The sequence below is a fragment of the Natronolimnohabitans innermongolicus JCM 12255 genome (assembly GCF_000337215.1).
GTDB classification, from domain to species: Archaea; Halobacteriota; Halobacteria; order Halobacteriales; family Natrialbaceae; genus Natronolimnohabitans; species Natronolimnohabitans innermongolicus.
In genome coordinates this window covers 1-12054 of the sequence record NZ_AOHZ01000074.1, presented here as the reverse complement: position 1 = coordinate 12054, position 12054 = coordinate 1, and the positions used below count along the sequence as shown (strand labels likewise).

The 12054-nt window shown below is 59.4% G+C and carries 16 protein-coding genes and 1 tRNA gene; 5 read left to right on the top strand and 12 right to left on the bottom strand.

The genetic code is table 11. The annotated features are described in order from the left end of the window. The 5 genes from C493_RS23255 to C493_RS15270 all read left to right on the top strand — a co-directional run. On the top strand, positions 1-1350 hold a 1350-nt coding region (locus C493_RS23255; protein ID WP_152421178.1), incomplete at its 5' end, for a hypothetical protein. 2 nt (positions 1351-1352) lie between these two features. Continuing rightward, positions 1353-1901 (top strand): hypothetical protein, encoded by a 549-nt coding sequence (locus C493_RS15285; protein ID WP_049889402.1) that lies wholly within the window; start codon positions 1353-1355, stop codon positions 1899-1901. Continuing rightward, positions 1898-2716, top strand: a complete 819-nt coding sequence (locus tag C493_RS15280; protein WP_007260369.1) for a hypothetical protein — start codon at positions 1898-1900, stop codon at positions 2714-2716. The genes C493_RS15285 and C493_RS15280 overlap by 4 nt, the downstream gene beginning before the upstream one ends. Before the next feature lie 195 nt (positions 2717-2911). Further along, the gene (locus C493_RS15275) at positions 2912-4078 is read left to right on the top strand and encodes a hypothetical protein (RefSeq protein ID WP_007260368.1); all 1167 of its coding nucleotides are present in this window, start codon (positions 2912-2914) and stop codon (positions 4076-4078) included. A 169-nt stretch (positions 4079-4247) separates the two neighbouring features. Beyond that, positions 4248-4631, top strand: coding sequence for a hypothetical protein (locus C493_RS15270; RefSeq protein ID WP_007260367.1), 384 nt, complete (start codon positions 4248-4250; stop codon positions 4629-4631). Positions 4632-4718: 87 nt separating this feature from the next. Here C493_RS15270 and C493_RS23480 read toward each other — a convergent pair whose 3' ends face one another. From C493_RS23480 to C493_RS24240, 12 genes are all read right to left on the bottom strand, one after another. After that, complete coding sequence (locus C493_RS23480) at positions 4719-4892, bottom strand: hypothetical protein (RefSeq protein ID WP_007260366.1); 174 nt, start codon at positions 4890-4892, stop codon at positions 4719-4721. Positions 4893-5000: 108 nt separating this feature from the next. Continuing rightward, the gene (locus tag C493_RS15265; protein WP_007260365.1) at positions 5001-5255 is read right to left on the bottom strand and encodes a DUF7692 domain-containing protein; all 255 of its coding nucleotides are present in this window, start codon (positions 5253-5255) and stop codon (positions 5001-5003) included. Between the two features lie 629 nt (positions 5256-5884). Next, positions 5885-6409 (bottom strand): hypothetical protein, encoded by a 525-nt coding sequence (locus C493_RS22750; protein ID WP_152421177.1) that lies wholly within the window; start codon positions 6407-6409, stop codon positions 5885-5887. A 374-nt stretch (positions 6410-6783) separates the two neighbouring features. After that, the gene (locus C493_RS15260) at positions 6784-8430 is read right to left on the bottom strand and encodes a helix-turn-helix transcriptional regulator (protein WP_007260364.1); all 1647 of its coding nucleotides are present in this window, start codon (positions 8428-8430) and stop codon (positions 6784-6786) included. Next, positions 8427-8723, bottom strand: a complete 297-nt coding sequence (locus tag C493_RS15255) for a hypothetical protein (protein ID WP_007260363.1) — start codon at positions 8721-8723, stop codon at positions 8427-8429. Before C493_RS15255 ends, C493_RS15260 begins: the two co-directional genes overlap by 4 nt. Beyond that, positions 8720-9241 carry a hypothetical protein gene (locus tag C493_RS15250; RefSeq protein WP_007260362.1) on the bottom strand — a complete coding sequence of 174 codons (522 nt, stop codon included), beginning with the start codon at positions 9239-9241 and terminating at the stop codon, positions 8720-8722. The genes C493_RS15255 and C493_RS15250 overlap by 4 nt, the downstream gene beginning before the upstream one ends. A 542-nt stretch (positions 9242-9783) precedes the next feature. Beyond that, a complete protein-coding gene (locus C493_RS15245; protein ID WP_007260360.1) occupies positions 9784-10026 on the bottom strand; it encodes a DUF7563 family protein in 243 nt (80 codons plus the stop codon). A 168-nt stretch (positions 10027-10194) separates the two neighbouring features. Then, positions 10195-10266, bottom strand: a tRNA-Ala gene (locus C493_RS15240). Between the two features lie 111 nt (positions 10267-10377). Next, positions 10378-10722 (bottom strand): hypothetical protein, encoded by a 345-nt coding sequence (locus tag C493_RS15235; RefSeq protein WP_007260359.1) that lies wholly within the window; start codon positions 10720-10722, stop codon positions 10378-10380. Between the two features lie 52 nt (positions 10723-10774). Continuing rightward, positions 10775-11494: a rhomboid family intramembrane serine protease gene (locus C493_RS15230; RefSeq protein WP_007260358.1), complete on the bottom strand. Its 720-nt coding sequence runs from the start codon at positions 11492-11494 to the stop codon at positions 10775-10777. Between the two features lie 155 nt (positions 11495-11649). After that, a complete protein-coding gene (gene rpsJ, locus C493_RS15225; RefSeq protein WP_004215311.1) occupies positions 11650-11958 on the bottom strand; it encodes a 30S ribosomal protein S10 in 309 nt (102 codons plus the stop codon). Next, positions 11959-12054, bottom strand: a 96-nt coding sequence (locus C493_RS24240; protein WP_007260357.1) for an elongation factor 1-alpha C-terminal domain-related protein, incomplete at its 5' end; no start/stop codon positions are given.

Below are 12054 nucleotides of genomic sequence, written 5' to 3'. Positions count from 1 at the left end.
CTAACGGACACCGCTGACGCGGTGTCCTTGCTCTCTTCGATTCCACAGCGACAGCTGAGCAGTATCAACAATCTCCTACAGAAGAGCGTCGAACAAAACCATCGTGATTATGAATTGCAGGAGGCATATCTAACAGGGATCTCTGTCTCAGTAGACGATTACCAGTTAGCCACTGGCGAGACGGAAACGATCTATGCGCTTGATATTGAATATGAGGGGGTTGCTGAAAACGGTGATGCGAATACCGACTCCGATGCTATTGAGTTTTCTCCTGTCTCCATAGATCCGAACAGCGCAGTGTTCGGAACTTACGACCCAGGTGATGCGTCTCGCTTCTATCCGACCAAAATAACTGCTGAGGCGCCTGATGGTGCGGTTCTGACGGTATTAGATTTTGAGGATGAGACCAATGACTGGGAACGTCTGCATGACGCTATTGGAGAGGTTGAGTCTGAGGTTCAGAGCGGGATAAACTCATATATAGATTCAATTTATGAAGAGGTTGATAGCGGCGAAATAGAGGCTGTTGACATCCTCTCTCCCACGGACTACATCAAGGAGTTCGGGGACGCCGACGAAGTGACCCGGCTCCACGCCGAGCTAACTGGCCTCGGCCTCGCTCCTCCAGCCGACGCGGAAACAACGGTCACGCTGTCGTCCGACTCCGACCAGATCGACGACGGTCTCGAGGGCGTGCTGTATCTCGACTGGGACTGGTCGGAACTGAGTCCGTGGGAGTTCGAGCTTGACGACGGAGAGTTGGTCATCGACGATGACTCATTCCTCCCCGAATCGGTTTACGACCTCGAGTTTGAAGACGACGAAGCCGCGATCCCCGGCGACGAACTCGAGGAGACCGACGACGGCTACGTCTACCAGCTCGACGACGAGATCGTCGACGACGCGGGCGAACTCGAGACCATCGAGATCGACCCGGCTGGAGAACTAAACTCGTTCATCCCGACAGGCGAGGAGGTCGACGTTGGGCACGCCGTTTTCGTCGCTATCGACGGGGACGACGTTGAACGGATCTCGTTCGGAGATGGCGATTCGTTTGTGATCGAGTCGATCGAGGACGAGGACGGCGATGAACTCGACCGCTACCAGATCACGGGCTACGAGCAGACCGCCCGCGATCCGGCCCGCGCTCTCGATCAGGCAGCGTGGTACTCTGAACAGCGACAGACGACCGACGATATGGAGGAAGAAGGCGGCCCTGATATTGACATCACCTTTCCGAATCCGCTCGATTCGGACGGAGCAACGTGGCTCGGTCTCGGTCTCATCGGCATCGTCGCCCTCGCAGTGATCGGGTTCGTGACTGACCTTATCCCTGGACTGGGTGAGTGACCATGCGGCGGATTTGTTTTGTGCTCGTCATCGCAGCGCTGGCGCTGGCGATGGGCATGGGCGTCGGCGGCGCGATCGCGGAGGAGCCGAGCAACGAAACCGAGAACGAGTCGGCCGAGTACGAGCTCGCGTTCGGTGACGATCTCCGCGTGCTCGAGTACGAGCTCGAGGACGGGACGGCGACGATCACCTTCGAGTCGGACCACGCCAGGAACCAGACGGTCACGGTCACGGACGCAATGGAGGGCATCGACAGCGACGGCATCGTCGAACCGTACAACCGGGAGTACACGATCTCTCCGGGCGAGACGACGATCACGATGGACGTAGCCGAGGTTCACGGTGCGTCGGCCGTCGGCGTCACCGTCCAGGGGACGACGGCGCGGATCACGAGCGAGATGTCGGATCCGAGCGACGCCGACGAGAACCCGTTCGAGACGTTCGGCGGGGAGAGCGGCCTGTTCTTCGGCATCTTCATGTCGGTGGCACTGGCGGCCATCGGGACGGTCTACGTGCTCCGCAGCGAGGAATCCGGGGTGATCGAAGCGTGAGCGATACGAGCGGAACGTTCGATTCCTGGGCGGATCGCCTGACGTACCTGCTCGCCGAGGCGCAGCTGATCGTCATGGGGATCGCGGTCTCACTCGGCGCGCTGTTGATCTGGATTCGACCCTCGGTGCCCGGCGTGCCGCCGGTCGCTCGAGGAATGTTCGCGGCGTCGCTGCTCCTGGGGCCGCCGCTGCTCGCCCTGTTCGTCACGGGGGCGCGCAAGCTCCGACAGCGGCGCATGATCGAGGTACACCACATCAACGGCGTGGAAGACGTACGCGAGAAGTACTACGTCGAGCCGGGCGTCTGGGACGACAAGACGGTCGAAGGCCCAAGCCCATACCGAGTGAACGACGGCGAAGCGTTCGAGGTTCGAGAGTTCGACTGGCATCCCGATCAGGGCGAGACGGGGACGCTCATCGTCACCGGCTGCTACTTCTCGCAGATCGCCGACTCGAAACTGGTCACGGTCAAGGCCATGCTCGAGGACATCCACGGCGAGCTCATCGAGACGGCGATCGCGTACAACAAACTCCGCGGTCGAATCAGTCGGATGGGCGTCGAGATCGAGCGGGATACGATCAACGCGCACGCGGAGGCCGACGAGCGCGGACTGATGACCCAGAAAACGAGCGTGAAGGACCGATTCGAAGCCGCCGAGGAAGACGTCGACGAGTGGAGTTCCGACGAGATTTCCGACCTCGGCGAGTACGAACACGACTTCGACGCGACCGCGCCGGGCGGCAGCGAGCCGGTCACGATCGAGCAGGGCGGCATGGGCATGGGCGAACCAGCGGCTAACGGAGGTTCAGAATGAGATACATCCACGACGGAGAGCTACGGAATCGGACGGTAGAGCCACCAACGGTGTTCGTTTTCGACGAACCGAACACTACCGGGAGGACCAATACCGCGCTCAGACAGGCAGCACGGTTCGGCGACGTTCTCGCAAAACAGCGGCAAACGGGGACCTCACCGATTCTTGCCGATCATACCGAATGGAGATGGACCGATGACTGACGAGAACGCACTCCACGTCACGGGCGAAGCGCGCGAGTACCAGGAAGGATTCGGCCAGCGGGAGAACCGTGAGATCGCCGATCACGGCGGCATCGTTCGCGACGAGACGATCAGCCGGGCCATGTCGATCAGAGAGATCCACTACGACCCGACCGACGCCGAGCGGCCCGACAAGATGCCGGGCCAGTGCAAAGACCTCGAGAAACACCGTCAAATCCGGATGGTCGAAGGGACTGAAACCTTCCGCAGAGCGATGGAAAACGGCGATATGCCGACGATCAAGCACATGGTCGGAGACACCTCGAAGCGAGCGGACGTATCGGGAATGAAAGCGATCGGTACTGTCGACCAACTCATCGACGGTCCGGCGCCGGTAATCGTCGTCTTGGGCGAAATGGGCGCCGGAAAGACCGACTTCGCCTGTCTCCTCGCGCAGCGCTGGCGGGCGCTCAACCGAGAGAACTCCCTACTCGGAACCAACATCCAGAGCCTCGAGGAGAAAGATCGCTGGGTAGACGACGACGGCGACGTTCAGGACGGCTGGATTCCCGACTACGGCACCCTCATGGAGTGGGTCGAACAGGACGGCGATCCCCTCGAGCACAGCCAGCGGCCGAAGCTGTTCATCGGCGACGAGTTCAGTTCGGCGGCCAGCGGCACCGGAAAGCAGGGCTACGAAACCCGCCAGAAGATGGCGCCGCTGGTGTACAAGATCCGCAAGTACGGCGGCGCACTGATCTACATCGCACACGGCGAACGATCGATCCATCCGATGCTCTGGCGCGTCGGCACGATCGTCAAGAAAGTCTCGAAGAAGAAAGCGGTCATCGCCGACTCGATCAAGAGTGCGCAGCTGGCAGACATCCAGGGCGAGATCGAAGGCGTCCCGCCGACGGACTTCCGGTACAACACGAAGGAGGCCAGCGATTGGAACTGGTCGCAGTACGGCGACGAAACCGACGAGTTGGAGGCTGACGAGGCCGCAAAGATGACCGCGATCCGGACCGCAATCCGGTGCAAAGAGGAGGGAATGACGGATCGTGAAACCGCGAAATACATCCCGTACAGCCACGGATGGGTCAATTCTCGCTGGAACGAGTACCGCAACGACGGCAAGCACGCCGAGACGCTTGGCAAAGTCGAGGAGGTAATCGCATGACGGCGCCGCTCTGGTACGCTGGTTACGGTTACGCACCCCCGTTTACAGTAGCTATGGGCGGCGCGGCCCGACAGGGCCGCGACGCACGGCCCATCGGCCGCAATTCCTGCGCTGCAGCAAGCGGAGGAAAAAAGAAAGGCGCGCGACGAGCGCGTACGCGAGGTAGTGGATGAACCGATCGAAGCGAGCGAACCACTTCGGGACGATCTGCGAAAAGCGGATGGCTCGGAAACGTCGGTTCGAACTCGAGCGGGCCAGCTGGCACGACGCCAGGTTCGGAAACGGAACGCCCGTCGAGATCAAGAGCACCATGCTCAAGCACAGCGACGGTCAACCGGGGAACTTCAAAGTCTATCGCGAGTACCACGAGAAGCTTCGACGAGCGGACGGCTGGTACTGTTTCGTCGTCTATCGCCCGCACGGGAGAAGTGGTTGTACCGTCGTCAAGGACAAGATGGTCCAGGCGTCGAACCTCCCGCTGCTGCGGTGGCACGGCGGCGGCGATCACCGCGGGACCGAGCAGGCGAAGATCGCGATCGACGACGTCTTCTAACAGTGGACAGAGACCAGCTTTTTCGTTCAGATTGGCCGTGAAACTCGCATTCAGTGGAGGTGAAGAAGACACCGAAATCTTCCAGTACTACTCGACTCTACCGACCAAAAATCCCAAGAGCGTAATCAGAATGCTGGCCCACATCAGAACAACCATTCCACCTTCGGCTGCAGGAGCCAACTCTTCGAGAATCGCAGTTATTCCCGCAATAATGGCTATCTGTAGGCCCAAAATTCCAAGAAGTATCTCATTATTTCCCATGAAAGTAAGTTCGAATACTGAAGTATAATACTTGTGGAGATTCGGCCATTTTGTACACGTACCTGCTGCCTTCAGCGCTTCATAACGATGTTGTCTTCCCAATAGCTGCTAATCGCGGTCAACGGTCACCGACTGTTCTACTTCGAATGTCGTTGCTCGAGTCGAGAGCGTCTCAGCAATCTCTTGGCGCTGCTCGTGAGTGAGGTCGTCGCGCTCGAGGACGGCACGGGCGGCTTCGATCAACCGGGGCACGTCGTCGCAGGCTGAGACGACGGCTTTCGTCTTGTTACAGTCGTAGAAGTTCGCTGCGCGCTCGATTGCGTCCATGCGATATGCGTAATCGCCGTCGGTTCGGATTCGCATACTCGTACACACGACCCACCAGATCCTAGTTTTTTCGTCTCACTCAACCCGGCCCACAGCCCATAATCAGGGGTGTTTCTATCACTCTGTCCGAGGGGTCGTGGGGTTCGTCACGGCGATCGCCGCTGGATGTGCACACGACGTTTCGCGTCTCGTGTGCATATTCGGGAAACTGGATCTGTCGACGTACAACCGGCAGAGGAAATGTGATAATAGCTGATTTAGGAAATGCCGATGGAGGCTGACTTATGTACTTCTCAATTTAGCTATGGACCTCCAGTACTTTCCCATTTCCAACCCGATCCTTTGATTATGCAGCCCGTATATTGTTTCCGCCCCGTCGACCCAGATGGTTTTATTATAATATCGAATATTATGTCTTGATCGAATAGTCTCTGAATCAGCATCTCATTAGAACTACTTTTTATTGTCCCATGTTCACCCGGCTGATTGTGCTGACTAGATAATCTAATATCTATGTCACTTGAGAATGACAAGTCTGGGTCTTGTGCGATTATTTGAATTTCGTCCCCATTCGCTGTTGAATACTTCTGCATGATAGAAAATGATCCACCAAGCCTAATAAATCCTTGACCTAACCTCAGTATTTAGCCGAATGTGAAGCTCTATCAACTGTTCAGGACATTCAAATTCCTCAATAAGTCCTCATTTGCCCTCTCCAAATGAATACGAGTGATATCATTAGCTAACCTCCTAAGAGATCGGTCTACAAAATCCGCATCTACAGATTGGAAGATAATCTTCATTCCATCCCTCTTATTATAGTCTGATTTCACTGTTACAATTGACCGATTATAGTATGGATCATCAATCTTTGATTCTATTGGAGGTTCTGCTCCATGGAATTCTATAAAGATTTGAGTTGTACCTTGGAATCCTCTGCCCGGCAACCATTTTTTCATCTTGCTACCCCTTTCCTTTACCTTTACATCCCAGACTGTAAAATAGAATTCATCTGGCCACGTATATCCAGGAAACTGTTGTATAAGCACCCCTGGAGTCATATGATATTCCGGTTGAAGATGTGACCACATCTCCTCTTCAACCGACTTTCTTGAGTTTAAACTTCTTCTCTTGTAGGCTATATAAAGGAAGGATAGACTTACGATGGTAAGCGCGGTCTCGATATCCATAATATAGATAGTGGTTTTGATTAGTGGATAATTATGGTTTCTGTACCTCCGTTTCAAGTCCTTCAGGTGGAAATTCTTGTAAACAAGGTATGGGCAATAGAGACGTGATTTGAACGCTAAAACTGCCGAATTTTCGGCACAGCGGTGCTGTGCGGGGCGGTGTATATTTTGATTTTGTGTCGTTAGACACACTCGCTAAGGGGATGTTGGCAGCCGGTGGGAACGCCGAATGGGTTACACGCACTACTGACTGGAAAAAAGTAGCTCCACACGAAACGCGGTGTCCAACTGAAACGGGGGTTCGGGGTGAAAATCACGCTTCCTTATAAAAGAACGATACGAGAACCAGCGTTGCCACTACCAACCGGAGTGAGCTACCCCGGCGCGTGGCGATCGATCAGCCCGCGAGCACGTCCGCTCATCGTGTTCCCGTTGCCTACGTTGAAGACGACGATCGCCTCGTCGAACGTCGCCGGATCGCGACCCGCATTGATCCAGGCGATCCGTCCGTACTCGAGAACTTCACCGACGTTATCGTAGCTCACCGATTTGTAGGTGTTCAGGATCTCGCGAATGCGAATCTTTGCGTCTTCGGTCGGCTGTTCCCCGTCGCGAACTAACTCGGCGCCGTAGCGCGTCAACCAGTTCTGCCACGCACGTCCCTTCCGCTCGAGGTCGTGCGGATCGACGTCAAGCGTGTCTTCGATAATTCGCGTCGTCGCCTCAACAGTCTCGTCGAGTTGCTCGACGAGCTCGCGAACGCGATCGCGAATCTTCGCCGAAATGAACGAGACGTTTCCGTTCTCGTTCTCGAGAAGATCGCCGAGTTTGCGCAGCGCTCGGTAGACCGTCGAGGTCGACCATTCGGTGTCGTCCGCGATCTCGCCCACCTGCGCCTGACCGCCGTCCGTTCGCGCCACCCGCTCGAGTACGTCTTGGTCGCGATCGGACAGTCGGGTCATCGTCGTGATCAACACGGACTCCTGGTCGGCTTCGACCGCGGGCGTCGGATCGTCGAATAGCGCGATCTCGTATTCTGATCGCTCGGTGGCGTCGAAATGCCAGTCGGAAACGAACGACGTCGAGCCTTTCGTCGGTACGTCCGCCCACTCGAGGACGTTGATCAGCGTCTCCTCGAGTTCCTGCGTGAGGTCGTCGATCTCGTGCCAGGGGTGCGCGCCGTCGTTCAGTCCCTTCTTGAACAGCGCACCGAGTTTTGGATGGTACAGCGGGTCGAGTTCGCCGTCGTCACCCGTGTCGCCCTTACGGACGTGCTCGGGGTGGTAATGCTTGAGTTGAAGGCCGTGACGGGTGCCGTCGGGGAACATCTCCGAGACAGCGCGCGTCGGCAACCGAAGCTGGTGATTGTAGCCCACAACGTCACGATTGTCCGCCGAGTAGACGATCTTCGATCCCTCCTGGTCGGCGAGCAGATGGAACAGGCGATGAAAGATGCCGTCGCTCCTGACGATTTTTCGCGCGTACTCCCGATCCGCGCGTAGATACCGCTCGTACTGCGTTACTCGAGAGTACTCGTGCGGCGTGCCGGTGAAGTACTCGGGATGCCAGTCGACGCCCGCTTTCTTCGCGATCGTGCGTAGCACGCGCGGAATCAGTTCCTCGATTTCCTCGGGGTCGAGATTCACGCACTGCTCGAGTTTGACGTTCGTCGCGAGCCCGAGGTCGGCGGGGACGGACTGCGGGCGACGGTCACTCGACCAATCGAGTCGCGGCTGAATCAGCAGCGGAAGCTTTCGCTCTTTCTCGCCGTGTGCGGTGACGCGGTACTCCCGAAGGTTCCCGTCGACTGCGTCGGACGGCCGCGGCTCGAGGCCGCCTTCCTGGTAGCCGACGGAGACGACCCATCGCTCGTTGTCGATGTCGATGTTGATGTCCTTCCGACCGCCGTTGAACGCCGAAACGACCTTTCCCCACTGCCAGTACGGCGAATCGCCGTAATCGGTGTACGTGAGGTAGCCCCGGAGTTCGTGCGCGGCCGTCGCCGGGTGATCCGAGGTCACTCTTGCTCACCCCGCTCGTGCTCGAGCAGGCCGGTGAGAACGGCGATCGGATTCCACCACTCGGTACCGCCACAGCGGTAGCAGACGTGCTTGAACGACGTGCAGTCGGTCGCCTCGAGGGTAGTCGGATCAACCTGCGGGTGCTGATCCATCTCCTCGGGACTGGCGCGTTTGACGTGCGTCCGCCCACAGCCCACGCAGATCGCGTCGACCGGGATCCCGCGTCGGCCAGCGTTCGCGCTCGCCAGTTCGCCCTCAAGGTCGCGATCGTCGCGATCGGCGTCAACGCTCATCGCGATCCCTCCACGGTCACCGACGGGTCGACGCCCGCCGGATCGATCACGTGCGACCAGGACAGTTTCGCGACCTCCTGTTCCGACCGCGAGCCGCCGACCTCGTACCACCGCCCGGCCAGCAACTCGTCGACGAGCGTCGCCGGCACGATCGCGCGGGCGACCTGGGGCAGCCTCGGCCGCGGCAGGTACACCACGAGCAGGTACATCCCGCCCGCCTCGAGCAGCTGCTCGTGAGCCGCGCGTTTGACGTAGAACCGTCCGCGAGTCGAGCGGTCACCGTTGCTCGTCTCGATCTGGCAGCCTTTGATCTCGACCGGCGTCTCGGGCTCGACGAGAACGATCCCGTAGAACGGCAGCGATCGGCTCGCCTCGAGGACGGCCGTCGTCCGCGCGTCGTGCCAGGTGGCGACTCGATCGCTGACGATCTCGAGGGCGTCGACCGTCTGGACGATCTCCGCCTCGAGGGCGTCACCGCTGGCCTTCGGACTCTCGAGGGCCGAACGTCGCGAACTCACAGCGGACCACCTCGAGCCCGCCGAACCTCTCGAGCACAGCTGGAGCAGAGCCGCTGGGTCGCGGGAACCGATGCATCCTCACACCGCTCGCACTCGTCGGAGTCGACGAGGCGGCTCATCGGTCACCTCTTGTGTGTAGTCTGCTCTTTTGAAGCGAGGTTAGATGACTTTCGAGAGTTGAACCACCCACACAATTGGGTAGATTGCTGAAATACAACCGGTTGTAACAGTCAAAGACAGTGATAAGCTCCCTCTGCCCGGAATGTGATGGGTTTGGCGAACAAATTGCTAAACGGGCCGCTGATGGAAAGACAGTATTCGATTTCGAATGCACTGACTGCGGCCACGAGTGGTCTCTTACGTTGTAATCCCCCCTCGAGCAATTTCTGCACGGTTCAGTATCGCTCGAGGTTCGTTCGCCGTCGGTTCGAATCTCCCGCTGCTCGAGCGCACGCCGAACGTCGGCGTCAGTCGCTTGATGGGCCGGATGGGCGATGGGCGTCCGACTCTCGAGGTCGTAGAGTTCGCTGGCGGGAACGAACTCAGACATCGGACTCACCTCCGTGGTGGCCCTCGGCGATCTCCGGGTCCGGGATCGCGAGCGCTTTCCCAGCTGCGGAGCCGCGAGTCAGCCGCCGGTACGAGTCGCACTCCGAACAGCGGTGGGCGCGGTCGCTGTTGTCGCCGTAGACTCGGCAGAATCGATCCGAGACGTGCGCCCCGCAGTGACGGCACGTCGACTCGGTGCCGATCGAGGACCACGGCGCGACCGTCACGCCGACCACCCCCGATTTCCTTCGATAAAACCGCAGGACGGCACGGACCCGAATCCCGTCCGCGCAATCACTCGCTCTTCAGGGGAGGTTTCTACGCGAGAAACCTCACTGCATAATTCGAATGCAGTCGCTACAGCGGCGACTGAGCAGATAATTCGAAACGTTACAAAATTCTGATGGACTCGTCGGGATTTGAACCCGAGGCCTCTTCCTTGCGAAGGAAGCGATCTACCACTGATCTACGAGCCCTCGCACGTTCCTACCCGCGAGATCTATTTGTACCTTGTGTTTCGCGGACGGGACGGCAGGGATCACCACGGGGAAAGATACCGACCGCGAGCGAGCGCGGGACCCGGCCGTTCACAACTCGAGTTCGCCGCGCCAGTGTTGGACGCCGACGATAGCCAAGCCGCCGGCGGCGACCAGCAGCGCCACCGATACGAGCCCGCCGAACAGCGTCGCGAAGTGGACGCAAAGCAGCGCCCACAGGAACCAGGTGCCGCTCCACTGACGAACGCGATCGACGGCGAGGGCGACGACCGCCGCCGTGTAGCCGACGAGACGGAGGAGTTCCTCGAGCGATGCGGTTCCGTCGAGGAGGAGTCGAACCGCGAGGACGCCGATTACGGCGGCGACGACCGCCCACGAAAGGGACAGTTCCTCGTCGGCGCGGGCGAGCGTCTGCTCGAGTCGAGAGCTGACCATAGCTTCCGTTCACAGCTGACAGAAAAATACGTTTTCACTTCGGGACGGCGACTCACACGCTGCGTTTCGATCCGGTTTGGGAACCGACGTGTAACACTCGAGCCCGGCCGGCCAGCAAGCCGACGAAAAAGCCGGTGAAATGAGCCAGTAACGCGACGCCCGGCGCTCCCGTCGCGATCGTGACGGCGGTTGCGAGTCCGAGGAAGACGAGGATCGAGAGCCACCGCGGGACGTCGACGAACGAGGCCAGACTGGCCGAGAGGCGGTTAGAGGCGACGAGGTAACCAAAGAGGGCGAACACGGCGCCGCTGGCGCCGATGACGCCTTCGGTCGGCGTCACGGCGATGAACGGCAGCGACGCGGCGACGTCGGTCAGCACGATCTGCGAGACGCCCGCGACCGCCCCCGTCACCGCAAAGAAGGTGTGAAAGCGTAGTCGCGTCGTCGCCCGCGCGACGGGCCAGCCGAAAATGATCAGCGCAAGGCTGTTCGAAACGAGGTGACCGAGACCGCCGTGAGCGTAGACGCTCGAGATGATCGTCCACGGGTTCGTCGTCAGCGGCGGCGCGAGGACGAACAGTCCGACCATGATCCCCAGGATTTCGGTCACTCCCTGGACGACGAAGACGGCGACGAAGACGACCAGCAACTCGAAAACCGGACCGCTCGAGCCCTCGTCGGAGGGCGTCGAACCCCGGCCTGATCTCGAGCCCCCGCCCGTTCCCGCCCGCGGCTGGGAGCCGTATCCCGATCGCGACGAGCCGTTTACCATACCGGCTAGTGGGTGGCAACGACCAAAAGTCCCGCCGTCGGTCTGCAAAGACAGCGATGGCGGCCGAGAGCAAAAGTAGACACGACGAGCGAACCGCTACGCACGCACGTCCAAGAAAACGGTGAAAACGCACCGCAAACCGCGATCGCCTCGGATCAGTCCTCGAGGACGATCTCGATCGAAACGTCGTTTGGCACCTGAATGCGCATGAGCTGTCGGAGTGCGCGTTCGTCGGCGTCCAGGTCGATCAGGCGCTTGTGGACGCGCATCTCCCAGTGCTCCCACGTCGCGGTGCCCTCGCCATCAGGCGACTTCCGGGTCGGCACCTCGAGGGTCTTCGTCGGCAGCGGGATCGGACCGCTGAGGTTGACGCCGGTGTTGTTCGCGATCTCGCGGACGTCGTCGCAGATGTCGTCTAAGTCGTCTGGACTCGTGCCCGCGAGTCGAACGCGTGCCTGCTGCATTTATTTGTCGTGGACCTCGAGGACCTTGCCGGCCGCGATGGTCTGACCCATGTCGCGGATGGCGAAGCTCCCGAGCTCGGGGATCTCGCTGGACGG